18 protein-coding genes and 4 pseudogenes are annotated in these 23,505 nt (G+C 63.8%); 14 read left to right on the top strand and 8 right to left on the bottom strand.

The features are described 5' to 3' along the window. Nucleotides 1-10: 10 nt before the first annotated feature. A pseudogene (locus tag WS62_RS34100) lies at nt 11-827 on the bottom strand (IS5 family transposase). 92 nt (nt 828-919) lie between these two features. Then, nucleotides 920-1,084, bottom strand: a pseudogene (locus WS62_RS18405) (transposase); the annotation flags it as partial. 220 nt (nt 1,085-1,304) lie between these two features. On the opposite strand from WS62_RS18405, the gene WS62_RS18400 reads away from it, so the two are divergent. From WS62_RS18400 to WS62_RS38260, 7 genes are all read left to right on the top strand, one after another. Further along, nucleotides 1,305-2,111 carry an ABC transporter permease gene (locus WS62_RS18400; protein ID WP_082721070.1) on the top strand — a complete coding sequence of 269 codons (807 nt, stop codon included), beginning with the start codon at nt 1,305-1,307 and terminating at the stop codon, nt 2,109-2,111. Further along, nucleotides 2,101-3,627 carry an ABC transporter ATP-binding protein gene (locus WS62_RS18395; RefSeq protein ID WP_082721069.1) on the top strand — a complete coding sequence of 509 codons (1,527 nt, stop codon included), beginning with the start codon at nt 2,101-2,103 and terminating at the stop codon, nt 3,625-3,627. Before WS62_RS18400 ends, WS62_RS18395 begins: the two co-directional genes overlap by 11 nt. A 73-nt stretch (nt 3,628-3,700) precedes the next feature. Next, the gene (locus WS62_RS18390) at nt 3,701-6,325 is read left to right on the top strand and encodes a methyltransferase domain-containing protein (protein WP_197422860.1); all 2,625 of its coding nucleotides are present in this window, start codon (nt 3,701-3,703) and stop codon (nt 6,323-6,325) included. Nucleotides 6,326-6,351: 26 nt separating this feature from the next. After that, nucleotides 6,352-7,614, top strand: a complete 1,263-nt coding sequence (locus WS62_RS18385; protein WP_066573573.1) for a glycosyl transferase — start codon at nt 6,352-6,354, stop codon at nt 7,612-7,614. Nucleotides 7,615-7,665: 51 nt separating this feature from the next. After that, a complete protein-coding gene (locus WS62_RS18380; protein WP_066573571.1) occupies nt 7,666-8,859 on the top strand; it encodes a phytanoyl-CoA dioxygenase family protein in 1,194 nt (397 codons plus the stop codon). Nucleotides 8,860-8,903: 44 nt separating this feature from the next. Next, nucleotides 8,904-10,580, top strand: coding sequence for a glycosyltransferase (locus tag WS62_RS18375; RefSeq protein WP_066573569.1), 1,677 nt, complete (start codon nt 8,904-8,906; stop codon nt 10,578-10,580). Nucleotides 10,581-10,634: 54 nt separating this feature from the next. Beyond that, a complete protein-coding gene (locus WS62_RS38260) occupies nt 10,635-11,105 on the top strand; it encodes a helix-turn-helix domain-containing protein (protein WP_331460080.1) in 471 nt (156 codons plus the stop codon). A gap of 246 nt (nt 11,106-11,351) precedes the next feature. Here the strand turns inward: WS62_RS38260 and WS62_RS36605 are convergent, their stop codons facing one another. Together WS62_RS36605 and WS62_RS18365 are read right to left on the bottom strand one after the other, a co-directional pair. Next, nucleotides 11,352-12,143 carry a hypothetical protein gene (locus WS62_RS36605; protein ID WP_066573566.1) on the bottom strand — a complete coding sequence of 264 codons (792 nt, stop codon included), beginning with the start codon at nt 12,141-12,143 and terminating at the stop codon, nt 11,352-11,354. Between the two features lie 230 nt (nt 12,144-12,373). Next, nucleotides 12,374-12,934 (bottom strand): annotated as a pseudogene (locus tag WS62_RS18365) (LysR family transcriptional regulator); the annotation flags it as partial. 100 nt (nt 12,935-13,034) lie between these two features. Between WS62_RS18365 and WS62_RS18360 the strand changes: the two are divergent. Together WS62_RS18360 and WS62_RS38255 are read left to right on the top strand one after the other, a co-directional pair. Continuing rightward, entirely contained in the window at nt 13,035-14,255 is a 1,221-nt protein-coding gene (locus WS62_RS18360) for an alpha-hydroxy acid oxidase (protein ID WP_066573564.1), read from the top strand. Nucleotides 14,256-14,478: 223 nt separating this feature from the next. Then, nucleotides 14,479-14,844: pseudogene (locus tag WS62_RS38255) on the top strand (GNAT family N-acetyltransferase); the annotation flags it as partial. A gap of 393 nt (nt 14,845-15,237) precedes the next feature. On the opposite strand, the gene WS62_RS18350 reads toward WS62_RS38255, so the two are convergent. After that, on the bottom strand, nt 15,238-15,858 hold the full coding sequence (locus tag WS62_RS18350) for a LysE/ArgO family amino acid transporter (RefSeq protein WP_066489241.1): 621 nt from the start codon (nt 15,856-15,858) through the stop codon (nt 15,238-15,240). Between the two features lie 107 nt (nt 15,859-15,965). Between WS62_RS18350 and WS62_RS18345 the strand changes: the two genes are divergently transcribed. Beyond that, the gene (locus WS62_RS18345) at nt 15,966-16,859 is read left to right on the top strand and encodes a LysR family transcriptional regulator ArgP (RefSeq protein WP_066573560.1); all 894 of its coding nucleotides are present in this window, start codon (nt 15,966-15,968) and stop codon (nt 16,857-16,859) included. 30 nt (nt 16,860-16,889) lie between these two features. Here WS62_RS18345 and fnr read toward each other — a convergent pair whose 3' ends face one another. Then, a complete protein-coding gene (gene fnr, locus WS62_RS18340) occupies nt 16,890-17,645 on the bottom strand; it encodes a fumarate/nitrate reduction transcriptional regulator Fnr (RefSeq protein WP_010107321.1) in 756 nt (251 codons plus the stop codon). Nucleotides 17,646-17,793: 148 nt separating this feature from the next. Next, the gene (locus WS62_RS18335) at nt 17,794-18,261 is read right to left on the bottom strand and encodes a universal stress protein (RefSeq protein WP_066489245.1); all 468 of its coding nucleotides are present in this window, start codon (nt 18,259-18,261) and stop codon (nt 17,794-17,796) included. Nucleotides 18,262-18,682: 421 nt separating this feature from the next. Between WS62_RS18335 and WS62_RS18330 the strand changes: the two genes are divergently transcribed. From WS62_RS18330 to WS62_RS18315, 3 genes are all read left to right on the top strand, one after another. Next, nucleotides 18,683-18,913 (top strand): hypothetical protein, encoded by a 231-nt coding sequence (locus tag WS62_RS18330; protein WP_066573550.1) that lies wholly within the window; start codon nt 18,683-18,685, stop codon nt 18,911-18,913. Nucleotides 18,914-19,609: 696 nt separating this feature from the next. Next, a complete protein-coding gene (locus WS62_RS18320) occupies nt 19,610-21,190 on the top strand; it encodes an aldehyde dehydrogenase (NADP(+)) (protein WP_066573544.1) in 1,581 nt (526 codons plus the stop codon). A gap of 5 nt (nt 21,191-21,195) precedes the next feature. Beyond that, nucleotides 21,196-22,137 (top strand): SMP-30/gluconolactonase/LRE family protein, encoded by a 942-nt coding sequence (locus WS62_RS18315; RefSeq protein WP_066573608.1) that lies wholly within the window; start codon nt 21,196-21,198, stop codon nt 22,135-22,137. Nucleotides 22,138-22,560: 423 nt separating this feature from the next. Here the strand turns inward: WS62_RS18315 and WS62_RS18310 are convergent, their stop codons facing one another. Next, nucleotides 22,561-22,977, bottom strand: coding sequence for a DUF3005 domain-containing protein (locus WS62_RS18310; RefSeq protein WP_066573542.1), 417 nt, complete (start codon nt 22,975-22,977; stop codon nt 22,561-22,563). 269 nt (nt 22,978-23,246) lie between these two features. Here WS62_RS18310 and WS62_RS18305 point away from each other — a divergent pair, with 269 nt between their 5' ends. Then, nucleotides 23,247-23,483, top strand: a complete 237-nt coding sequence (locus WS62_RS18305) for an HlyU family transcriptional regulator (protein ID WP_009914080.1) — start codon at nt 23,247-23,249, stop codon at nt 23,481-23,483. Nucleotides 23,484-23,505: the final 22 nt, after the last annotated feature.

Raw genomic sequence — 23,505 nt, 5'->3', positions numbered from 1 at the left:
AGAGACGGTTTCATAAAGACTGCTGAGTCCGCTGCAAGGTGTTCCAGCAGATCAAGCAGCAGCCGAGTTTGAGGAACGCGCCGTGAATGTCAGCACGGCGCTCGAAACGAATACGGAGACGACGGAAGTGATGCAGCCAGGCTGGCGTGCGTTCAACGACCCAGCGATACTTGCCAAGGCCGCTGCCATGTTCGGTACGGCGCCTCGCGATCACCGGCTCGATACCACGATCGCGCAACGCTCGCCGATGCCGCTCGGAGTCGTAACCACGATCGGCGTAGACCACACGCGGTCTGCTCAGTGGATGGCCGCGCAATCCGCGAATCGGTGGAATCGCATCGATCAGAGGCAGCAATTGCGTGACGTCGTTGACATTCGCGCCGGTCAGGATCGCGGCGAGCGGCGTGCCGTTGGCGTCGGTGACGATGTGGTGCTTGGAACCGGGTCGCGCGCGATCGGTAGGGTTTGGCCCAGTTTTTGGCCCGCCCCAACGGCGCGAATCGATGATGAATCGACGGCGGCTCGCGAGAAGTCGATTTGGTCTGCTGCTCGCAGCTTCGCGAGCAGCAACCCGTGCAAGCGATCCCATACACCCGCAGCCTGCCAATAGCGGAGCCGTCGCCAGCAAGTCACGCCCGAACCGCAGCCCATCTCGGCGGGCAGGTCACGCCAGCGCAGTCCCGTCTTGAGAACGAACAGGATGCCGGTCAACGCGGCGCGATTCGAGACAGGCAGGCGGCCCGGGTTCTTCTCGCGCCGCGGCTTGGGTGCGGCAATAACGGCTCGATCAGTGTCCACAGTTCGTCGTCGATGATCGGCTTGCCCATCGCCTCGGTCTCGGTTGTTCCGATGCCTGAGATTAACAGCTCGCCGCGAATGTTAACAGGCCCACGGGGCTTTTTGAAACCGTCTCTTATAGGCCATTCAGCTTGCCGGCCTCGAAAGCCTTCACCCAGTTGCACAGGGTCTGCGTCGACATACCCAATTCGCGGGCCACGGCGCTCACGCCTTGCCCGTCCTTGATTCGTTGCACGGCGGCTTCCTCGAACTCTGCCGTGTACACCTGGTGCGGTACCTTGAACATCTCTGCTTTCCTTCCTTTGGGTCGAGTTTATACACGACCTGCTGGAAGGCGAAATTTCAGGGGGAAAGCTCATCTGGATGCAAATGATATGGCGTGAGTCAATGTTTTGTGATATGATATAATAGGAGTTATATGTTTTGATATGTTGTGCTTGCCGTTTGTCGCACATGATCCACTTCCTCCGTCCCTCTCGTGGGGGCTTTAGCGATGCGAGCTCCCAATGCATCCTTTCAAAGTCTTTGCTGCTGTTCAGCATACTCATCGACACTTGCTATGGGAGATGGCAAAGCGTGACCTGTCCTCTCGCTACAAGGGCTCTCACCTCGGGATGCTCTGGGCAGTGCTGCTGCCGCTTGCCATGCTGGGCATTTATTCATATGTGTTCGGTGCGGTGTTCAAATCGCGCTGGGGTGGGCCTGGCGCTTCCGATTTTCCCTTTCCGCTCGTCCTGTTTGCCGGTCTGATCGCTTTCAACTTCTTTGCCGAATGCGTGAACCGTGCGCCGACACTTGTGTCGAGTTCGCCAAATCTCGTGAAGAAGTCAGTCTTCCCGCTGGAGATCCTTCCGTGGATGACAGTATTCACGGCGGGCATCAATTCTTCGATCAGTATCGCGATATTGCTCATCGGCGAGTGGTTGTGGGTCGGACACGTTCCGCTTACTGCTGTTCTCTTCCCGTTGATGCTAGTGCCGATTGCATTCACCTCTCTCGGCGTCAGTTGGTTCCTCGCCTCTCTCGGCGTCTACGTGCGCGACATCGCGCAACTGGTCGGTCTCGTCACGACTGCGCTGCTCTTCTTCACGCCGATCTTCTATCCGCCGACCAACATCCCCGCTGCGCTGACCGGCTTCGCCGCCGTCAATCCGATAGCGACGCAGGTGGAGTCGATGCGCGACGTGCTGCTCTGGGGCCGTCTCCCCGATTTCACTGCTTTTCTCACCGCGCTCGTTCTGGGCTGGATCACCGCGTGGATAGGCTTCATCTGGTTCTCGAATACCTCGGACGGGTTTGCCGATGTCCTTTGATTCCGTGGTGCGTGTCGAGGGAATCAGTAAGTGCTTCCGCATCTACCCGACACCGTCCGACCGTCTGCGGCAATACAGCATGCGCTGGATGCAGCGCATGCTGCCGGACGCGGCGCAACGCCTGTTGCCCCCGCATTTGTTGAATAAGGAATACCACCGTCAGTTCTGGGCGCTGCGCGACATCTCGTTCGAGGTCAAGCGCGGCGAGAGCGTGGGCATTCTCGGCATGAACGGCGCCGGCAAGTCGACGCTGCTACAAGTCGTCGCTGGCATCCTAAAACCGACGACCGGGCGCGTCGAGACGCGCGGCCGGCTCGCGGGCCTGTTCGAGCTGGGTTCCGGCTTCAATCCCGAATTCACCGGCCGTGAGAGCGTTTTCCTGAACGCGGCGATGCTCGGGTTCCGGCGCGCGGAGGTCCTTGAGCGGTTCGACGAAATCGAGCAGTTCGCGGGTATCGGCGACTTCATCGACCGCCCGGTCAAAACCTATTCGAGCGGGATGATGGTGCGCCTCGCGTTTGCCGTGCAGGTGCAGCTCAATCCCGACATCCTCATCGTCGACGAAGCGCTTGCCGTCGGCGACGCGCTGTTCCAGAAGCGCTGCTACGAGCGCATCGAGCGCTTCCTGTCCGACGGTGGCAGCCTGCTCTTCGTGTCGCACGACCAGGAGTCGGTACGCACGCTCACCGACCGCGCGCTGTTGTTGAAGGGTGGTGAGACGGTCTGCATGGGCACCTCTTCGGAAGTTGTGTTGGAGTACCGGCGCTTGCTTCACGAGGCGGAGAACCAGCAGGCGCGCGATGTTCTGCAATACCTGACAAGCTCGACGAACCGGCACGTGCAGCCGGCCACGTCCGCCGCCGTGGAAGCAGGCACCAAAGAACTTGACGGATCGGCCGGAAACGTTAAGGTGGAGGCAGCGCAGAACGTGGCTCCTGACGCGGTCGAAATGATGGCCGCGCCCGTCCGAAGCCGCAGTTCGGGCATGTCGTTTGGTGATCTCGATGTCGAAGTGTTAAACACCACGATCTTCGACTCGAACGGCGAACAGTGCAACCTGTTTTACCCCGACGACGGGATCGAGGTTTGCGTGCAATACCGCGTAAACAAGTCGATCAAGGGGCTCAATCTGGGTTTCCGCCTGCGCAACAAGGAAGGCGTGAAAATCTATTCGGGGGGTACATTCAACGACGATCTGCTCCCGACGCGCCCGAGTGGCGCCACGCGCACGTGGGATCGCGAATTCGCACTAGGCGAAATTATCGAGCTTCGGCAGCGTTTCGAATGTCGTCTCGGGGAGGGCTATTACGAAGTGCAGTCGTATGTCACAGAGGAGAAGTTGCTGGTGCCGGGTCATCAGCGCATGCTCCACTGGGTTGACGAAAGTGCGTTTTTTCGAGTCTCGATGAACAAGTTCGAGCGTTGGTACGGGGGAGTATGTGACATCTGCCCGAGCACGCAGGTGAAGGTGTCTGCCGCGCCGGCGGGGGGGGTGAACGGAGAATGCGTTGCGTAATTCCGACATAGCCCGCCGCCTGCTGCTCGCGTTCGGGGCACGCCGATTCATTGTTTTCGGCGCGATGCCGGAGGTGGCTCGCAGTCTGTTGCGCGACGCGGGTAGCGAAGTCGTCGAACAAAGCACCGCGATGGATGGTGCGTCCCACGCGACCTGGACGCCAGAATTCCTTGCGGCATCCTGCGTCGTCTGCCTGAACCTTTCCGACGACGCGCTCATCTCCGTGCTGTCGGACGCGCGTCTTGCGCGCACGCGCGGAATTTACGTTCAGCATTCCGCGAGCGAGGCGCTTGACACCGTCGAGAGTGTCGAGCGGTGCGCTTTCGCGCTCGGTTACCGCAAGCACCCAGCGTACCATCGCCTCTTCGGTTATGCTGAACTCGAGCAGATCTCGCGCGAACTCGCGACGCTATTGGAGCCGGTGCCCGCCGCCGCCGCGGAGCGCTTTCCGATGCCTCGACTCCTCGAAGAGCGCGACCTCCATATGGACATGCTGCGGGAGGCCGGTCGGCGCTCCGATGCACACGTCGTTCGCTATGACTGGGCGTCGAAGTTCGTCCGCCCGAACGACGTGGTGCTCGATGCCGCGTGCGGTCTCGGCTACGGCACGTATACTATGCGCTATCTGTCCGCAGCGGGTCGCTTTTACGGAATCGACGGCAGCGGCTGGGCTATCGACTACGCCACGGCATGCTTTGGGGGCGAAAACACCGAATATATCACTGGCTTTCTTCCCGATGCGCTGAGGCGTTTTGAAGACGCATCGGTCGACGTCGTCGTCTCGTTCGAGACACTCGAACACGTGGCCCAGCCTGCCGCGCTGCTCGAAGCGTTCCACCGGGTGCTGCGGCCCGGCGGCCGCATCATTGTCAGCGTGCCGAATGACTGGAGCGACGAGGCCGGCGAGGATCCGAACCCGCATCACCTGCACGTCTATACATACGAGCGACTCGCGCGGGAAATGGCTGTGGGCTTCACGATCGAACAGTCGGTGCGACAGATCGCGAGCGGCTGCAAGCTCGTCGATGCGCATTGCCAGTGGGGCGAGCGCCCGCGCGTCTTCGAAGCCGTCGAGCCCGCCAACGGGCTATGTTTGGAAGCGGAATGGTGGCTCGCGGTCGCGATGAAGTCGCCGGAAGCGGGCCGTGACGTCTCGTATCGCGAGACCGTGCACGGGCGGTTCGAAGGCACCACTCATCTCGTCGACTTCGATGGCCACTATACGAATCCGTGGCTCGTTCATGCGATGGTCGAGATTCCGTTCCGCCTGCAGCGCGCCGATGCGCTGAAACGCCTCGCCGAGCAGGTGCGCGACACCTACCCGCCAGGCACCGCCGATCAAGGCGCGGCGCTCGCAGTCCTCTGCTATCGCGCACTGGAAGAGCGCGCGGACGACGCGCAGCTCAAACGGCTCGACGCCGTCATCGCCGGCTATCTCGTGCTATCGGTCGACAATCCGCATATCCGGCGCTGGCAGGTTTCGCTCGCCTATGCGCGAGCGCGTCTGCGTCTGCGCCGCGGCGATCGCCACGGCGCGCTGGCTGACTTCTCGGCCGTCGCGACGGCCGACGTCGCGCATATCACGCCGACGCTCGGCACCAAGGTCATCGACGCGGCCTTTCAGGCCGGCACGCTGTCCTGGCTCGGCGACACACCGGCAGACGCGCGCAACTGGTGGCGCCTCGGTCTGACGAGGGCCGGGCATCTGATCGGCTCCGCGTGGCCGGAATTCTTCGGCAATATCGAAGCACCGTTCATCTTCGCGATGAATGACGCCGTCGAGATCGTCGATCGCGCGACGGCCTGCGCGCAGGCACTGTCGCGCACGCATCGGTGCAACGATGCGTGCGCGGCGATGCTTTACGACATCGGCCAGCAATCGCTGCGCTCGGCCTTGCGTCTGCGCGATGCCGATCTCAGCGCGGCCCGCGCCGACGCGACGAGCCTGCGCAACGAATTCGATCGCGTCTGCGGTGAACTGCGCGCGCAGGACGCGCAGAAAGCGAGCCTCGAGCAGACATCGATGGAACGCCTCGCGCGCATTCATGCGCTGGAGGCGCAACTTGCGAGCACGCAGACCGCCTTCGACGACACGCAAGCGACCGCGCGGGCGCGCCTCGACCGGATCCTCGCGCTCGACGCGCGTCTGCGCGACACCGATGCGGCGCTCGACAGCGTGAAGACGCAGTCGGTACAGCGCCTCGAAGCCAAGATTGCACTCGAACGGCGGGTCGAGCAGACCGACGCCGCGCTGCAACACATCACAGCGGTATTGCGCACGCGCGACGCCGAACTCGCCGCCGCGCGCGCCGAGGCCACAAGCCTGCGCGTCGAATTCGACCGCGTCTGCACGGAGCTGCAGGCGCAGGACGCGCAGAAGTCGAGCCTCGAGCGCACGTCGTTCGAACGGCTTGACCAGATTATCGCGCTCGACTTGCGCCTGCGCGATACCAATGCAGCCCTCGACGAGGTCAAGGGGCAGGCGGTGCAGCGCCTCAAGGAAAAGATCGCGCTCGAAAAGCGTATCGAACAGACCGACGCCGCGCTGGAAGAAGTCAAGCAGCTGTCGATCGAGCGCCTGAAGCGCATCGAGGCGCTTGAGGAGCAACTGCGGTGCGCGCGGGCCGCATTCGATGCCGCCGCGCCAGCCGTCGCGTCCGCCCCGAATTCCATACAGACCACCCATTCGGCACGATGACAAGCCCGTCCCCTGAGTTGACCCCGATGCCCCAAAAGACCTGCGTCTTCACCAGTGCCGCACTGAATTACATTCCGAAGGTCCGGCTGCTGTTCAATTCGTTACGCGAGCTGCACCCGGAAATCGAGCTGCACCTCGCTCTTTCCGACTTGCTGCCGGAAGACGTTGACCTTAGCAACGAGCCGTTCGACGAGGTCCACCCGCTGTCGACACTCAACATTCCCGATGTGAAGGGGTGGGCCTTCTGCCACAACATCGTCGAACTGTCGACCGCGATCAAACCGTTCCTGCTGCAGAAGCTGCTCGAACGCGAAGATGTGGGCCGCGTGCTGTACTTCGACCCCGACATGGTGCTGTTCTCGCGTGTGGACGACCTGCTCGACGCGCTCGACAACGCGAACGTGATCCTGACGCCGCATCAAGTCGAGCCAGAAACTCGTCTTAGGGCAGTTATCGACAACGAGATCTGCAGCCTCAAGCACGGCGTGTACAACCTGGGTTTCGTCGGCGTGTCGGCGACTGACGAAGGAATGCGCTTCGCCGAATGGTGGAAGCAGCGGATCTATTATTTCTGCCGCGTGGACATCCCGCACGGCCTCTTTACCGACCAGCGCTGGATTGACCTCGTCCCCGCGTTCTTCTCGAACGTCGCGATCATCCGTTCGCCGCGCCACAACGTCGCGCCGTGGAATCTAACTACGCGCGAGATCACAGGCAATTTCAACGACGGCTTCGAGGTCAATGGCGAGCCGCTCGGCTTTTATCACTTCACCGGCTTCGACAGCGGTGCGCACCGGATCATGGCGGCCGTCAACGGCCAGTCCGGGTCGCAGGCCGGGGTGTTGATCGACTGGTACGCGAACGTGACGGAGCACCTCGCGTCGGATTCTCTCACGCAGAAGCGCTGGGCGTATGGCGCGTATTCGAACGGCGAGAAGATCCAGCCGCTGCATCGGCTCATCTATCGCGAACGCGTCGACCTGCAGCGCGCGTTCGCGGATCCTTTCGATGCGTCGAACGACGGGTTCCACGGGTGGATTCAGGGGCAGGCGAAGCTCGAGTATCCAGGCGTCGATGGCGGCCCGCTCGGTGAATCGCTGTTGCAGCTCAAGCAGCAGCTGACGGCCGGCTTCACGCTGAATCATCCGGAAAGCCTGCAGTGGCGCCGCATCAGCCGCCTCGCCGGGGATGCGATCAGTAGCCCGCGGCATGTGGGACGCTATGCGAAGCGCGCGTGGGAAATCCTGAAGCAGGAAGGCCTGAGCGGCATCAAGCGGCGTCTCGCGTGAGCGCCGGCGCGACGAAATACGACATCCGGAACAATCAAGGGAACTGACAAGATGAAGCTGATTGCGACATCGCAGGCACGAGGCAGAGCGGGAATCCTCACGTACCGTCTCGAAGGCGCGAAGGTCGCGGACGAAGGAACGGTGTTCGTCGCGAAGCTCGACGGCCGCGACGATCAGGCCGTATCGGCGACGTTTCGTCCGGGCGACAACATCGGGTTCAACGTGCACACGCACCTACTGAACGACGGTCCGCACGACCTCAGCGTGAGCGCACCGCGGCAAGGGCTGTTCGGCAATGGCAGCGCGAGCACGGAATTCACCGTGGCGAACGACTCCGCGCTGTCCCGGCAGGTCGCGAAGCTGCTCGCCAACAGCAACGCGCCCGCGCTATTCGCCGGCGCCTGCGACTCGTCGTTCTATCCGTACGACGCCGACGACGCGAAGGTGTGGTTCGATCGCCCCGATGCGGACGCGCATATTGCGCGCCTGCTGGCCGAAGGCGAGATCGACGCGACGGAAGCCACGGCGTTGCGCGACTTCTTGAAGAATGGCTTCATGGTGCTCGAAGGCCTGATCGACGATTCGCTCGTCGCCGACGTCAACCGCGAGATCGATCACGCGATCGAGACCGGCTATGGCGACTACCAGTACGGCACAAGCCAGCGCATCGAGCACATGCACATGACCTATCCGGGCATGCGCAAGCTGTGGCTGGACCGCCGCCATCTGCGTTTCGCCGACCTGATCTTCAACGGCCGCGCGCGACCGTGCCAGACGCTCACGTACGTCTTCGGCAGCCAACAAGACGCACACCAAGACACGATTCACCTGACGCCGTTTCCGGCGGGCTACATGTGCGGCATCTGGATCGCGTTGCAGGACGTTCAGGAAGACAGCGGCGAACTCGTCGTCTATCCGGGCAGCCACCGCGAGCCGCGCGTCTATCTGCGCGATTCCGGCTGCACGAAGGTCGAATCCGACTGGTCGGAGTTCGGCGCGAAGGTCGTACCGATCTGGCAGGACATGGCGTCGCGTTACGAGCCGTTCGTCTATCGGCCAAAGAAAGGCACCGTGCTCATCTGGCACGAGAACCTGCTGCATGCCGGCTCGGTTCGCCGGGACATGTCGCGTCCGCGCCGCTCCGTCGTGATTCATACGTTCGCCGACGGCGCCGTCGGTTACTACGACTCCACCGGAATGGCCGCATCCGCCGTCGAGGTCGAGGAATTGTCGCTGTCAACGTAATGCGTGCACGCGCGTCGCGCCGTCGCGTTCAGAATGAGAAAAGTATGCATTCACAGGACAATGAGCAAGTTTGCGCGGAGACCGACCTCATCAGGTTTCGTTGGTCGGTAGACCACTCCGCGATCAACGAAGACGGGGCTCTGCTCATTTTCGGGTGGGCATTGCACGATGCGCAGGCTATCGCTGCACTGCGAGTGATGCTCAAGTTCAGAGATGGCTCACACCAAAAGTTCCAGGCCGTCTATGGTACCGAACGCACGGACGTCGCGCAGTCTGTCAAGGACAACCCTCGTGCATTGAGCAGCGGCTACTACTTTTTCGGGCAGGCGCTACACACCGACATCGTGACGTTGTCGCTGGAAGTGCAGCTCGCCAACGGCGCGTTTGTCACACTGCCGACCAACAGCACGATCGCGGTGCCCCCGCGGTCTGCGGCGCAGGGTGCTGTTGCGCCGCAGACCGCGGTCTATCTGCATCTGGCTGTGCGCTCGCTGCAGTTCATCCGCTCCGGGCGTTTTCTGGATCTGGTGTCGGCGGCTCGCCGCTATCTGCGCGGCAAACCCAAACAGGCCACCGACACCATCGGGCGTGTGCGCAGGATGGCGGCCGAGGCCAGTTCCGCGCAGTTGATCGTCGATCATGATCTCGGCGGGGGCGCAAACCACGTACGGCACACGCTGGTAAAGGAATTGCTGGTTACGGGGACCGTCGTCTTTATCTTGACGTTCCACGTCCTAACGCTGCAGTACGTGCTGGAATGCCGCCGGCACAACGAATTGATGCGGCTCACTGTCAGTTTGGATGAGTTCCTGCAGACTCTCCCAGATTTAAACCTCCGTCGAGTACACTGGAACAACGCCGTTTCGTTCACACGCCAGGTCGCCCTGCTCGATGCCCTGACTGCGCTGATGCGGCGCAAGGCCGTGCCGGTGACATACTACCTACACGACTACCACAGCGTTTGCCCGTCACACTTCTTGCTGGACAAGGACGGCGAGTACTGCGGCGTGCCGAACATTGACCAGTGCCTGAAGTGCCTGCCTGAGATGAAGGATGGTCTGGTGTCGTTGTTCGCCGAGCGCGACATCCACCTTTGGCGCCGGCGTTGGGACGCATTCCTCTCTGCAGCGGACGAGATCGTCTACTTCTCGCGGGCTAGCCTGATGTTGCTAATTCGCGCGTATCCGCAGCTTGCGCGGCATCCGGGCTTGAAGTTTCAGCCGCACGACGTTTCCGATTTCATGTCGCAGCCTTTGTCGTTTGATCTGCGAGCGCCGTTGAATATTGGCGTCGTGGGTCGCATCAATGCGCACAAAGGCGCGCGCGTGGTTGGTCAGATGGTGACCGCGATCGAAGAAAGCAGCGCGGACGCGCATATCACCGTACTAGGCGCGCTAGATGGTCCGGGAAAGTCACGCACCCTCACAGTCACGGGGTCGTACGAACGCGACAAGCTGGCGAGCCTGATGGTTAAGCACAAGGTCAATGTCATCGCGTTCACCTCCATCTGGCCGGAGACGTTCTCGTTCGTGGTGGCGGAGGTGATGAGCCTCGGCATCCCGATCGTTTGCTTCGATCTGGGCGCGCCAGCCGAGCGCGTGAAAAACTATAGCCTCGGCCGGGTGGTGCCGCTCGGTGACGGCAAAGAGTTGCTCGAGGCCGCGGCGGCGTTGCGGGAGGATCTGCTGAACGCGGCGCGGTACTGTCAAGTTGACAGCTAGTACAACATCCCGTAATTAGATTGAATAAATAGCTGTCTCAGTTATCATTGCGGGATGAGCCGAGGCCGCCATGCGACGCCAGTGAAGCTGGCCAATAAAGAACGACAGGAACTGCTCTCACTGATCGAGCGGAAGACGGCTGCGCAGCGAGATGTGATGCGGGCGCGCATCGCGTTGTGGGCCCACGAGGGCCACTCCAATACGGTGATTGCACGGGAACTTGGGGTATCCGTACAAACCGTCTGCTTGTGGCGCAAGCGCATAGCGCGGCAAGGTGTCCAAGGCATTCGCGAAGGCGAGCGAAGTGGCCGTCCGCCACGCATCACGCACGAGGCCCGACTGCAATTGATTGCGCTGGCGTGTGGACTACGGCGCCTGATTGATAACCGCAGCGCCAGCACGCGGTTTCCAGCGCCCGAACATGCGCGGGACAGGTCGCGAGGTTCAGCATCTGGTGCATACGCTGTGATAGCCCCGCGCGATGGCGCGATGCACCGCCGGCAGTGCCGAAACAGCGGGCTGTAGCGGCGCCGTTGGCTCGGCTGCAGCAGCGCGATTTCCAACGGCGCGCGCGGCAGGCCGAGCGTGCGGTGCAGGCGCGCGACGACGTGGCCGGGCAACGCGTTGACGGTCTCGACCTTCCACAAGATCGACACCAGCGATTCGCACGGATCGAGCCAGCGCGGGTTGAACACGTAACCCAGCGACGGCGTCAGCGTCTGCTCGTCGAGCGTCAGGATCGGCAGGCGCGACGGTCGCAGCGACGGCCCGCTACGCGGTGACGAGCACGCGGCCGGTCGCATGACGGGACTGCACGTAACCGCATTGCTGCACCGCATGCGCCCACAACGCCGGCGCGGGACCATAGCCGGGCGCATCCTGGAGCTCGCTGTCCTCCAGCACGATTTCGACCGCGCGCGCAAACGACTCCATCGAAATCTCGAGCGCGCCCGGCAGGCTGGCTCGGTGGTGGGCCGCCTCGAACGCGTGCCAGAGCGTGTCCGCATCGTCGAGCAGCCGATAGCCGGCGTCGAACGCTTGCGGCACATAGAAGCGCGTGAAGCTCCACGCGCTGCCTGCCGGATACGCGGTCTGGTCGTAGCCGTTCCGGCAGGTCGCAACCTCCTCGACGTTGCGGATCCCGTAGAACGCCAACTCTTCGACCATCAGGCGCGCGACGATCTGCGTCTTGCTGGCCATCTGCAACGCGGTCTTCTGCGCGAGCAGTACCTGCTGGCCGACGAGGAAGGTCAGCAGCTTGATCTGCTGCTGATCGAGCGCGTCGTGGACGTCGCGCAGCCATTCGTATTCGTTCTCGTTGTAGCGCTGTGCTTCGTCGCAGAACAACAGCACGGTGCCGCTGCCGGCGCGGGCGGCCGCCTCGCGGATGCGCAGCGTCAGACGCATGCGCTTGGCCGAATTGGTGCCGGCGTTGGGATTGTGATCGCCGACGGCCTCGAGCAGGTTGACGAAGAACGGGCCCTCGGCATGCCACGGCTTGTGTTCGCATTGCGCGTGGTAGCTGGTGATCTTCGGCAGGTCGCGTGCCAGCAGCAAGCACAGATTTCACCGGAGGCTTACACCGCATACGGTGTTCCGGCAGAGCGCCTCATGACAGCAACTCAGGCTTTCGGACGACCACGGAAAATTCGTGAATTCACGGTCCATTTTTCGACCCTTTTCCCTTGCCAATCAACGATGTCACTATACAACTTTCCGCGAATCCGTCAGTCGCACGTGGAAAAGTGCCGTGAAATCAGGCCGCCAACTATACAACTTTATTTTGTGTTAACAATCAGCGCCGGCGTCAACGTGCGCTCGCGGCCGACCAGTTTCTCCGCGGCCATCCATGCGAACCGGGCTTCCGTCACCGGCTGCGACAGGATGCTGCCGCGCGACGAACGGCCCGCGATCACCGCAAAATCCAGCTCTCCCGCATCCACCTTGTCTTCGAGCGCCGCGCCGACGTCGACATACGGCTCCAGGATCAATTGCGGATGCCGTTTCTGGACGGCTGCGACGAAACGGGGCAGCCACGTCAACGCCGACAGTTCGCCTACGCCAAAGCGCAGACGGCCGGTCAATCCCTTGTCTTCCGCAAACGCGTCCTGTAGCGCCGCCACGGACTCCAGAACTCGAACCGCGGCTGGCAGCAGCGTTTCGCCATCCTCGGTCAACACCGCACGGTGACCGCTACGGTCGAACAGCGTGCGCCCCATGACCTGTTCCAGTTCGTTGATCCGCTTGGACAACGAAGAGATGGACAGATGAAGCCGCTGCGCCGCAGTCGAGAAATTGGCGCATGTCGCCGCCCAATAGAAGGCGTCCAGTTGCTTGAGCGTCGGAGTTGCCATGGTTCTTCGCTTTTATCGAACGATTTTATTTGAAGATTATCGCTTTTTATCGATACTTCGGCTGCATAGAATGGCGGCGTCGCTTCAGGAAAGCCCATAGATGACCACCCTTACCTCCCCGATCGTGGAAGAGAGCCGGCCTGTGGCCAGCCTCGGCAAGCCGCCGCGCGTGCTGCAAGACGTACTGAGTCTGCACGACTTCGAGGCCAAGGCGCGTCGCGTGCTGCCGCGTCCGATCTTCGGTTACGTCAGCGGCGCGGCGGAAGACAACCGCACGCGCGACGATAACCGCGCCGTGTTCGATGAATACGGCTTTGTGACCCGTGTGCTGTGCGACGTTTCCCAGCGGCAGCAGGCAGTCGAATTGTTCGGTCAGCGCTTTGCGTCGCCGTTCGGCATCGCGCCGATGGGCATCAACGCGCTGTCGGTCTATCGCGGCGATGTGGTGCTGGCGCGTGCGGCGCAGTGCGCGGGGATCGTCTCCATCATGAGCGGCTCCTCGCTCATTCCGCTCGAAGAAGTTGCCGCCGCCGCACCGGGGACGTGGTTCCAGGCGTACCTGCCGGGAGACGCGAGCCGCATTCGCGCGCTGCTCGAACGCGTCGCGCGTGCGGGCTACAGAACGCTCGTGGTCACCGTCGACATTCCGGTGTCCGCGAACCGTGAAAACAACGTGCGCACCGGCTTTTCCACGCCGCTGCGTCCCAGCCTGCGCCTTTTCCGGGACGGACTGACGCGGCCGAGCTGGCTGTTGGGCACCTTCGCTCGCACGCTGCTCAAGCACGGCATGCCCCACTTCGAGAATTCCTTTGCGACACGCGGCGCGCCGATTCTCTCCGCCAACGTGCTGCGGGATTTCTCCGCGCGCGACCACCTCGACTGGACGCACGTGCGGGAAATCCGCAGGCAATGGACGGGCGAGCTGGTGATCAAGGGCATCCTCAGCGTCGAGGATGCCGTCATCGCGCGTGAGGCGGGCGCCGACGGCATCATCCTTTCGAACCATGGCGGCCGCCAGCTGGACGGCGCTTCGTCGCCGATGCGAATCCTGCGGGATGTGGTGCAGACAGTGGGCGACGATTATCCGGTGATGATCGACAGCGGCTTTCGCCGAGGATCGGACGTGCTGAAGGCGCTGGCGCTGGGCGCACGCATGGTGTTCGTCGGGCGGCCCTTCAACTACGCGGCGGCCGTGGCGGGCGAGGCCGGCGTGGCGCATGCGATTCGCCTGTTGCAGGAAGAAGTGGACCGCAACATGGCCATGCTGGGGGCGAACGGCTGCGGTCAGCTCACCCCGGACATGCTGATCCGCAAGCGTTAATCGCATTAGCCAACCTCACGCGCGTTCGGTCGCGTCACCGCCGCGTCACCGTCGCGTTCGCGCCGGACGCCGCAGCAAAGGCTGCAACGACGGGCTGTCGTCTGTGTTCCGCCGATCCTCTCGTTACCGCCGCAGCGGTGCTTCGGGCGTTGGGATTGGCGACAATTCCGTGTCGTACGCGTATCAACTGCAGCGTGATCGGTTCGCGACACGATGGCCGCGGATGCGGCGCCGGATCGCATCGTTTGTCGATCGCAACCGTGTCGCCGCCGATCACGCGGCCGACCGCAAATTTCGGAACGAAAGACGAGTCGACCGGCGGATATCGAGACGGAGCGAGCGTCTGATCCTGCGGCGTTGGCGGGACGACGATGCCGAAGCGTGGGCGGCGTTGAATTCGGATTCCGAAGTCATTGCGTGGCTCGGGCGGCGCAGTCCCATGACGCTGGCCGAGGCGCGCGGCGACATACATCGCTTCGATGCGCACTTCGATGCGCACGGCTTCGGCCCGTGGGCTGTCGAAACGCGAGCCGGCGGCGCGCTGATCGGCCCTTGCGGGCTTCGACACGTGCTCGCGGACGATCATCCGATGACGCCATGCGTGGAGATCGCGTGGCGGCAAGTGCGCTTCGCATGGCGGCGCAGCTACAGCCGGAAGTCGCGCATGCGGCGCTCATCGACGGTTTCGACAGTATTCAGCCAAGCGAAGTATTCGCGTGGACGGCCGCCGCGAATCTTCCTTCGGTCGCAAAGCATCCTGTGCAGGATCGGCATGCAGCGAACGGCTTTGCGCGATTTCGATCATCCCGCGCTTGCGGACGGACATCCGCTGCGCCGACATGTCGTCTATTCGATTCGGCGGCAAGCGTCGCGCTGGTCGAGCTGCGCAGAATCTCGACGTTTGCATGCGGCGCGCCGATCGTCGCGGCTTGCGGCACACGTGACCCACGCGCTCGCGAGCCGCGCGAAGCACATCACACCCTCAACGCAACTGCACGGCCGCGAGAAACAGCACCATGCTGCCGATCGCGCCATCGAGCACGCGCCATGCAAGCGCGCGCTTGAACCACGGCGCGAGCAAACGCGCGCCGTATCCGAGCGCGACAAACCAGATCGCGCTGACCGCCATCGCACCGATTGCGAATGCGCTGCGTGCGCCTTCCGGCTCGCGCGCGCCGGCCGTGCCGATCAACAGGAACGTGTCGAGATACACGTGCGGATTGAGCCACGTGAACGCGAGCGTCATCAGCACGATCGGCCATGCGCGCTGCGCGGGCGGCGCGACGGCGGCGCCCGTCGCGTCGAGCGTCTCGTGGCCGGGCTTGAACGCGCGGCGCAGCGCGCTCAGGCCGAACCACGCGAGATAAGCGAGGCCGACGTACAGCACCGCGTGAACGAAGGTCGGATAGCGCTCGACGAGCACCGACGCGCCGCCGACGCCCGCGCCGATCAGGATCATGTCCGACAGCGCACAGAGCAGAATGATCTTGCCGACATGCGAGCGCATGATCCCCTGCCGAAGGATGAACGCGTTTTGCGCGCCGATGGTGACGATGAGCGATGCGCACAGCATCGCGCCGTGAGAAAAAGCGATCCAGTTCATGTTCGTTGTTGCTTCAGGCGATGGACTAACGGAGCGAGAGGCGCTAGTCTGCGATGATCGCTTGAGTAAGAAAAGCTAAATAAGCTAATGCTGATTAAGGAAAACTGATGCTCGACTACGCGTTGCTCGATGCGCTCGCCGAAGTGATCCGTCACGGCTCGTTCGAACGGGCGGCGAAGGCGCTCAATGTGTCGCCTTCCGCGGTGTCGCAGCGCGTGAAGCTGCTGGAGGAGCGAGTGGGGAGCGTGCTCGTCAAGCGCGGGCAGCCGTGCGTCGCGACGACGTCGGGTGCGCTGCTGTGCCGCCACACCGAGCGCGTCCGGATGCTAGAAGCCGAGCTGTCCGGACACATGCCGGGATTCGCCGGCGTGGAGACGGGCGCATGGCCGATACTGCGCGTCGCCGTCAACGACGACAGCGTCGCGACCTGGTTCGTCGACGCGGTCGGCCCGTTCTGCGCGGAAAGCGGCACGCTGCTCGATCTCGTGATCGACGATCAGGACTACACGGCGGAACGGATTCGCGACGGCAGCGTGCAGGGCGCGGTGACGGCGCTCGCCGAGCCGATCCAGGGCTGCCGCTCGACGCGCCTCGGCCGGATGCGCTATCACGCGGTGTGCTCGCCCGCGTTCCACGCGCGCTATTTCGGCAACAGCATCAACCGCGACGCGCTGCGGCGCGCGCCGTGCGTGATGTTCAATCCGAAGGACGGCCTGCAGGCGCGCTTCATCCGGCGCGTGACGCGAGTGGATCTCGATCCGCCGCAGCACTGGATTCCGCACGTCGCCGGCTATCTGCGCGCGTGCGAGGCGGGGCTGGGCTGGGGAATGTGTCCGGAGCGGATGGTCGAGCGCCAGATCGCCGCGGGCGAACTCGTTGATTTGTCGGAAGGAAAAAGCATCGACGTCGAACTTTACTGGCAGAGCTGGCGATTGTCGATCGGCTGGCTCGACGAGTTCAGCGCGGTGCTCAAGAAGCGTGCCGCGCAGTTTCTCGATTGATTCGATGCGATGAAAACGAGCCGCGCGGGGTTACAGGCGATGGAGGCCGTCGAAATCGACGATGCGGACCATCCGGCCCTGCATCTCGATCAGTCCGCGCTTGTGGAACTTCGACAGCGTGCGGCTGACGGTCTCGAGCGTCATGCCGAGATAGCTGCCGATGTCCTCGCGCGTCATCCGCAGGTTGAATTCGTTAGGCGAATAGCCGCGCTTCATGTAGCGCGACGACACGTCGAGCAGGAACGCCGCGACGCGCTCCTCGGCGTTCAGCGAGCCGAGCACCATCGTCTGCGACGTCTCGCGGACGATCTGCTCGCTCATCAGCTTGTGCATCCGCAATTGCATCGTGCCGGCTTCCGAGCACAGCGTCTTCAGCGCGCTGTACGGAATCACGCAGACCGAACTGTCTTCGAGCGCGACCGCGGTGCGCGGATGCGCGTCGTCGCAGATGCCGTCGAGGCCGAGCGCTTCGCCAGCGAGATGCAGGCCGGTGACTTGCTCGCGGCCGTCGTGGCGTGTGGCAATGGTCTTCAGCGATCCCGAGCGAACCGCGTACACGTTGTCAAAATTGTCGCCTTCGCGGAACAGCGTTTCGCCGCGGCGGACCGGGCGTGCGGTGCAGATCACGGATTCGAGGCGCGCGAGCGCCTCGGGTGCGAGCCCTTGGGGCATGCAGAGATGGCGCATTGCGCACGTCGAGCAGTGCGCGGCCTGACGCGGTGCCCACGTGCTGGAGGCATGGACGGGAGCAGCGGCGGCGGCGGGTCGGGCGACGGGCGTAAGCATGATGGATGGCTCTGAGGTTGAATCGGTAAAGCCATTGTCCCATCGTGGGCAAAGCCTGTTTAGCGACAAAACGCCGCGACTCCCGTGCGATTTCCTTGTTCGGCCGCAACGCGCGGTTGCGGCGAAACATCGCATCCATTGCGTTCGGTCAGCTTTCCCGATCTTCCGGGTGGGCGGCGGACGGGATCAGCAGCACGGGCAGCGCCGAGTGGCGCACGCACTGTTCGGCGACGCTGCCGAGCACGAGCCGTTTGAAACCGCGGCGGCCGTGCGTGCCGAGCACGAGCAGATCGGCGCCGAACGCCTTGGCGCCGTCGACGATGAGCGACGGCACGTCGGCGAGCGACGATGCTTCGCCGATTTTCATCGCGCCCTTCACGCCGGCTTCCTGCATCTTCCGCGCAAATTCCTTTTCCAGATCGTTGCCCTGCTGGAGCAGTTGCGTGCGCAGGATCGACGGATCGTAGCCGGGCACGTTGTAGTAGATCGCAGCGTTTTCCACGACGTAGAAGGGCTGCAATTCCGCGCCGCTCGTCTTCGCGATGTCGAGCGCCGCGTCGAATGCGTGGCGTGCCGTTTCGCTGCCGTCGACTGCAACAAGAATGCGCTGGTACATGATGTCTCCGTGGTGCGGTTGAGAAAAGACCGGCCGTTCGGCCGATCGAGTTTGACGATGTCTTTTTACAAAGTAAACGATTACTGACTACGGTGCAGCGAACTGACGCAGCCGAGTAAACGCGGCGCCGGACTTTTCCGATTTCGATCGAACGCGGCGTTTTTTTGCGCGCGATTTGCATATCGACCAGGTCGGCTCATGCCGCGTTCCTCGACGCCGTAATAGACTTGGCCGGATCTCGGGCTTGCTCGCCTGCCGACGCGAGCCGATGCTGATTTGAAACGCATTGGGCGATACCGTTCCCGGCGTTTGGTGCGGCGTTCGATGGAGGACGGCAGGCGCTGGCGTCGAAATGCGTATCGATGGGCGTAGCCGCTGCGCCTGCTTGTTCGTTTCGTTCAACCGGAGAAGGAGGAGACCAATGCCGTATGTCGCGCTCGAACTGCTGACCGAAGACGCCGACCGGTACTCGCTGCCGGACCTGATCGGCGTAGACAGCGCGTCGCCCGATATGCCGCACGTCTGCGAAATGCTGCTCGCGGACGCTCAATGGCCGACGATTCAGGCTTATCTCGATCGGCAGGAGTTGCCGTACAAGTTCGCGCGGCCGAGCACGGCGCGGCGGGTGCCGAGGAATAATCCGCGTTGGTAGCGGCGTTGGGGGCCGGCGATCCGGACATCGAGCCGATTCAGTGCCGTCGCTGAATCGCGAGTGATCGCGCGGCTTGTGCGTTTCCCAACGCAGACCCGAGTGCGCGCGTTGTCTGCGAATGGCTGGGAATGTGCGCACTCACGCTGTTGTCGATGGTTATCCATTTCGTGCGAACCGACCACGACCAACTCGAACTGCTCGATACGGCACAACGCTTCGGGATTGATGGGAGCCGCCGCGCGTATCGCGGATATTTCGAAGCAAGGCGCTTCGTGAATTCTCGCGGCTGATGCAACGGCGCAGCCGCCGCATCGCTCGCATGTCTTTCATCTTGCGCCGAGCAAGGGGTGTCATCGAAGGCGTTTGCCATGCGTCGTCAAGGGCCTGTTCGAGCCTCCGTCCATCACGGTTACGGCGCGCCGTGCCCATGTGTCGGCCGATTACGGGACAGGGCCTGCGCGTGACCTATTCGGCGCTCGGGCGCGCGTTCGCCGCCCGCTCGCCGATTCGAGCGACACGGCGCGCCGCGCGGGCTGGCAGGATAATGCGATTCGCGTGTACCGGATCGGTGCGTCCGATTGAGTCGTCCCGATTCGCCCGATTCGCCCGAATGACCCGATTCGCCCAATCCATCCGCAGGCGGCGCGCGTCGTGACGCGCGCCCGGCCACGGCGGATTTTTCAATCCGGAGGAAGCATGCAGATCACTGGGGAGATGTTGATTGGCGCGGCCGCGGTGCGCGGCACCGAAGGCACGATGCGCGCGTACGATCCGGCGCAGGGCGTCGAGCTCGAGCCGGTGTTCGGCGCGGGCGGCGCGGCCGACGTCGACCGCGCGTGCCGGCTCGCGAACGCGGCATTCGACGCGTTCCGCCAAGCGCCGCTCGAGGCGCGCGCGCGTTTTCTCGAAGCGGTCGCCGAGCGCATCGTCGGGCTCGGCGATCAATTGATCGAGCGCGCGCATGCGGAATCGGCGCTGCCCGTCGCGCGCCTTGAAGGCGAGCGCGCGCGCACGGTCGGCCAATTGCGGCTGTTCGCGTCGATCGTGCGCGACGGCCGCTGGCTCGATGCGACGCTCGATTCCGCGCAGCCCGAACGCAAGCCGCTGCCGCGCGCTGACCTGCGCTTGCAGAAGATCCCGGTCGGCCCCGTCGCGGTGTTCGGCGCGAGCAACTTCCCGCTCGCGTTCTCGGTCGCGGGCGGCGACACCGCATCGGCGTTCGCGGCCGGCTGCCCGGTCGTCGCGAAGGCGCATCCCGCGCATCTCGGCACGTCGGAGCTCGTCGGACGCGCGATCCAGCAGGCGGTGGCCGATTGCGGATTGCCCGAAGGCGTGTTCTCGCTCGTCGTCGGCGCGGGCAATGCGATCGGCGAGGCGCTCGTCGCGCATCCGGCGATCAAGGCGGTCGGCTTCACCGGCTCGCGCGCGGGTGGCGTCGCGCTGATGGGCGTCGCCGCGCGGCGGCGCGAGCCGATTCCGGTCTTCGCCGAAATGAGCAGCATCAATCCGTTCTTCGTGCTGCCGGGCGCGCTGCGCACGCGCGGCGCGAAGATCGCGCAAGGCTTCGTCGATTCGCTGACGCTCGGTGTCGGACAGTTCTGCACGAACCCGGGGCTCGTCGTCGCGCTCGACGGGCCGGACCTGAAGGCGTTCGTCGACGCGGCCGCCCAGGCGCTTGCGCAAAAGGGCGCGCAGACGATGCTGACGGCGGGCATCGCGTCGTCGTACGAGAGCGCGATCGCGGCGCGCCGCGCGACGACCGGCGTGAGCGAAGTCGCGCAAGGCACGCGCAGCGACGCGCGGAACGCCGCGCTGCCCGCGCTTTTCACGACGACGCACACGCATTTCGTCCAGGACCCGCAGCTCGAAGGCGAGATTTTCGGGCCGACGTCGCTCGTCGTCGTGTGCCGCGACGTCGACGATATGATCGCGCTCGCCGAGCACGTCGAAGGGCAGTTGACCGCGACGCTCCATCTCGAAGACGACGATGTCGATCTGGCACGCAAACTGTTGCCGACGCTCGAGCGCAGGGCGGGCCGCATCGTCGCGAACGGCTATCCGACGGGCGTCGAGGTCGCGCACGCGATGGTGCACGGCGGGCCGTTCCCGGCGACGTCGGACCCGCGCAGCACGTCGGTCGGCGCGCTCGCGATCGAGCGCTTCCTGCGGCCCGTCTGCTATCAGGACCTGCCCGCGGCGCTGTTGCCGGCCGCGCTCGCCGACGCGAATCCGCTCGATCTCTGGCGCTTGCGCGACGGCCAGCTCGGCAAGGCGTGAGCGTGATGGACGCAATCGATTCCCGGCGCTATCCCGATCCGACCGTCCGCGTGCTCGATCTGCGCTTCGATTCGCTGCGCATCCGGTCCGCTTCCGTCGAATGCCTGTACCAGGGCGCGCGCTGGTCCGAAGGCCCGGTATGGTTCGGCGACGGCCGCTATCTGCTGTGGAGCGACATCCCGAACAACCGGATTCTGCGTTGGGATGAACAGAGCGGTGCGGTCGGCGTATTCCGGCAGCCGTCGAACAACGCGAACGGCAACACGCGCGATCGCGCGGGACGCCTCGTCACGTGCGAGCATTTGACGCGCCGCGTCACGCGCACCGAGTACGACGGGGCGATCATCGTGCTCGCCGAGCGTTTCGAAGGCAAGCGCTTCAATTCGCCGAACGACGTGGTCGTGAAGTCCGACGGCTCGATCTGGTTCAGCGATCCGGACTTCGGCATCCAGAGCTTTTACGAAGGCGAGAAGCAGGAATCGGAGATGCCGGAGCGCGTCTACCGTATCGATCCGCGCACAGGCGCGGTCGAGCCCGTCGTCGAGGGCGTGCCGGGGCCGAACGGCCTTGCGTTTTCGCCGGACGAATCCGTTCTGTACGTCGTCGAATCGAAGGGGCGGCCGCGCACGATCCGCGCTTACGATGTCGCGAGCGACGGCAAGTCGGTGCGCAACGCACGCGTGCTGATCGACGCGGGGCAGGGCACGCCGGACGGCTTTCGCGTCGACGCGCACGGCAACCTGTGGTGCGGCTGGGGGATGGGCACCGACGAACTCGACGGCGTGCGCGTGTTCACGCCCGGAGGCGACGCGATCGGGCACATCGCGCTGCCCGAGCGTTGCGCGAACGTGTGCTTCGGCGGACGGCATCGGAACCGGCTGTTCATGGCGGCGAGCCACGGGTTGTACTCGCTGTATGTGAATACGCAGGGGGCGATGGGCGGTTGAGCGCGCATCGATATCGGCGCTGGTACCGGTACCGATTTCTGATAGCGCGAAGACCCACGACGTTGCATCCACGCGAGCGCCAAAAGAGAATTCGAACGCGCGTTTCATGATGCGCGCCGGAGCGGCGCTGCATCGATCATCGTGCGCCGCGTACCGCGCGAGCCCGACATCTTCCATGCGTGCCGCGTTCATGTCGAGACAACGTTACGAACGACGAAAAGCGACGATTGTCAGACGCGCACATTCAAATGCCCGAATCAAATAGTGGATCGGATTCAACGCGCGGACGCCCGAACGCATCGATGTAAGAATGCAACCGATGCCCCGCTGCGCGGCGACGGCGCATCGACAGCAACCATTCCATGCGCGGACCGGCCCCGCGCCGGCACGCACACGGCGACGGCACCGGCACCGACACCGACATCAACGCGGAATCGGCGCGAACTCGATGATGCGCCCCGGCCGACGCGGCGGATGATACGGCGACGGAAGCTCGTCGTCCGCGTGCGCGCCGCCCGATGCGGCGGCGTCGAACCCCTTGTCGACGACCGTGTAGCCGGCACGCGGCGCGAACTGCGGATGATTGCCGCCGGGCCGGCTGTCGAAGCCGGCGAAGCCGTCGGGCGTTTCGGACATCGCATTGACGAGCGACGCATTGCTCGTCGTGATCTGGTCAGGAGAAATCGGCTCGCCGCTCGCGATGCGGGCGGCCTCGCGATTCTTGCCGTCCGTGTCGACAGTGCTGTCGTGTGTCGCGTCGTTGTACAACTCGACGCTGCGCGGATGCGCGTGGCCGGCGTCGGCGGGCGTCTTGCGTTCGAACGGATTCATCGCGGTCATCCCAGCGGCGCGACGCCCGGAGCATTGCAAGACCCGTTCCGGGCACGACGGGAAAAGGCGCGCGTGCGAGCGCCGCTGCCGCGCCGCGTGCCACACTTTCCAAATAATTATTTCAGCTAGAAGACGCGTTTTCTACAGAGTATGATTCTTTTCCGACAAAGCGGTGCGCGACATTCGGCGCACCCGCTTCCGCCCGCACCGGGCGCCGCGGCATCCTTAACGGACGGTAGCGAAGAAGAAGGTAAAGGGGACTTAAGGTGGGCGGACTTATGCACTCTACGACAACTGCATTCACGCATCGCGGGTATCTGCTGAACTGCGCGCCGGCGCGCGCGAGCGACGGCTCGTTCCAGCCGTACGTCGTCATCTCCCGATCGAGCGACGGCGAACTGGTCGCCAATCGTTTCTTTCCCTCCGATCTGCATTTCAACGACGAAGACGCGGCGATCGCGCATGCGCGCGATTGGGCCGTCCGATGGATCGACGCGAGCAGCCTCACCATTTAGGACGGCGCGACGACGCGCCCGG

The organism is Burkholderia sp. ABCPW 14 (genome assembly GCF_001523835.1).
In the GTDB taxonomy this organism is placed as follows: Bacteria; Pseudomonadota; Gammaproteobacteria; order Burkholderiales; family Burkholderiaceae; genus Burkholderia; species Burkholderia mayonis.
The sequence above is the reverse complement of the archived record's forward strand: the minus strand, read 5'-3'. Positions and strand labels throughout refer to the sequence as shown.

Excerpts from the sequence above, each read along its gene's own strand:
- WS62_RS18400 (WP_082721070.1), top strand. The coding sequence starts at position 1,305 with ATGCATCCTTTCAAAGTCTTTGCTGCTGTTCAGCATACTCATCGACAC.
- WS62_RS18395 (WP_082721069.1), top strand. The coding sequence starts at position 2,101 with ATGTCCTTTGATTCCGTGGTGCGTGTCGAGGGAATCAGTAAGTGCTTC.
- WS62_RS18385 (WP_066573573.1), top strand. The coding sequence starts at position 6,352 with ATGCCCCAAAAGACCTGCGTCTTCACCAGTGCCGCACTGAATTACATT.
- WS62_RS18380 (WP_066573571.1), top strand. The coding sequence starts at position 7,666 with ATGAAGCTGATTGCGACATCGCAGGCACGAGGCAGAGCGGGAATCCTC.
- WS62_RS18375 (WP_066573569.1), top strand. The coding sequence starts at position 8,904 with ATGCATTCACAGGACAATGAGCAAGTTTGCGCGGAGACCGACCTCATC.
- WS62_RS38260 (WP_331460080.1), top strand. The coding sequence starts at position 10,635 with ATGAGCCGAGGCCGCCATGCGACGCCAGTGAAGCTGGCCAATAAAGAA.
- WS62_RS18360 (WP_066573564.1), top strand. The coding sequence starts at position 13,035 with ATGACCACCCTTACCTCCCCGATCGTGGAAGAGAGCCGGCCTGTGGCC.
- WS62_RS18350 (WP_066489241.1), bottom strand. The coding sequence starts at position 15,858 with ATGAACTGGATCGCTTTTTCTCACGGCGCGATGCTGTGCGCATCGCTC.
- WS62_RS18345 (WP_066573560.1), top strand. The coding sequence starts at position 15,966 with ATGCTCGACTACGCGTTGCTCGATGCGCTCGCCGAAGTGATCCGTCAC.
- fnr (WP_010107321.1), bottom strand. The coding sequence starts at position 17,645 with ATGCTTACGCCCGTCGCCCGACCCGCCGCCGCCGCTGCTCCCGTCCAT.
- WS62_RS18335 (WP_066489245.1), bottom strand. The coding sequence starts at position 18,261 with ATGTACCAGCGCATTCTTGTTGCAGTCGACGGCAGCGAAACGGCACGC.
- WS62_RS18330 (WP_066573550.1), top strand. The coding sequence starts at position 18,683 with ATGCCGTATGTCGCGCTCGAACTGCTGACCGAAGACGCCGACCGGTAC.
- WS62_RS18320 (WP_066573544.1), top strand. The coding sequence starts at position 19,610 with ATGCAGATCACTGGGGAGATGTTGATTGGCGCGGCCGCGGTGCGCGGC.
- WS62_RS18315 (WP_066573608.1), top strand. The coding sequence starts at position 21,196 with ATGGACGCAATCGATTCCCGGCGCTATCCCGATCCGACCGTCCGCGTG.
- WS62_RS18310 (WP_066573542.1), bottom strand. The coding sequence starts at position 22,977 with ATGACCGCGATGAATCCGTTCGAACGCAAGACGCCCGCCGACGCCGGC.
- WS62_RS18305 (WP_009914080.1), top strand. The coding sequence starts at position 23,247 with ATGCACTCTACGACAACTGCATTCACGCATCGCGGGTATCTGCTGAAC.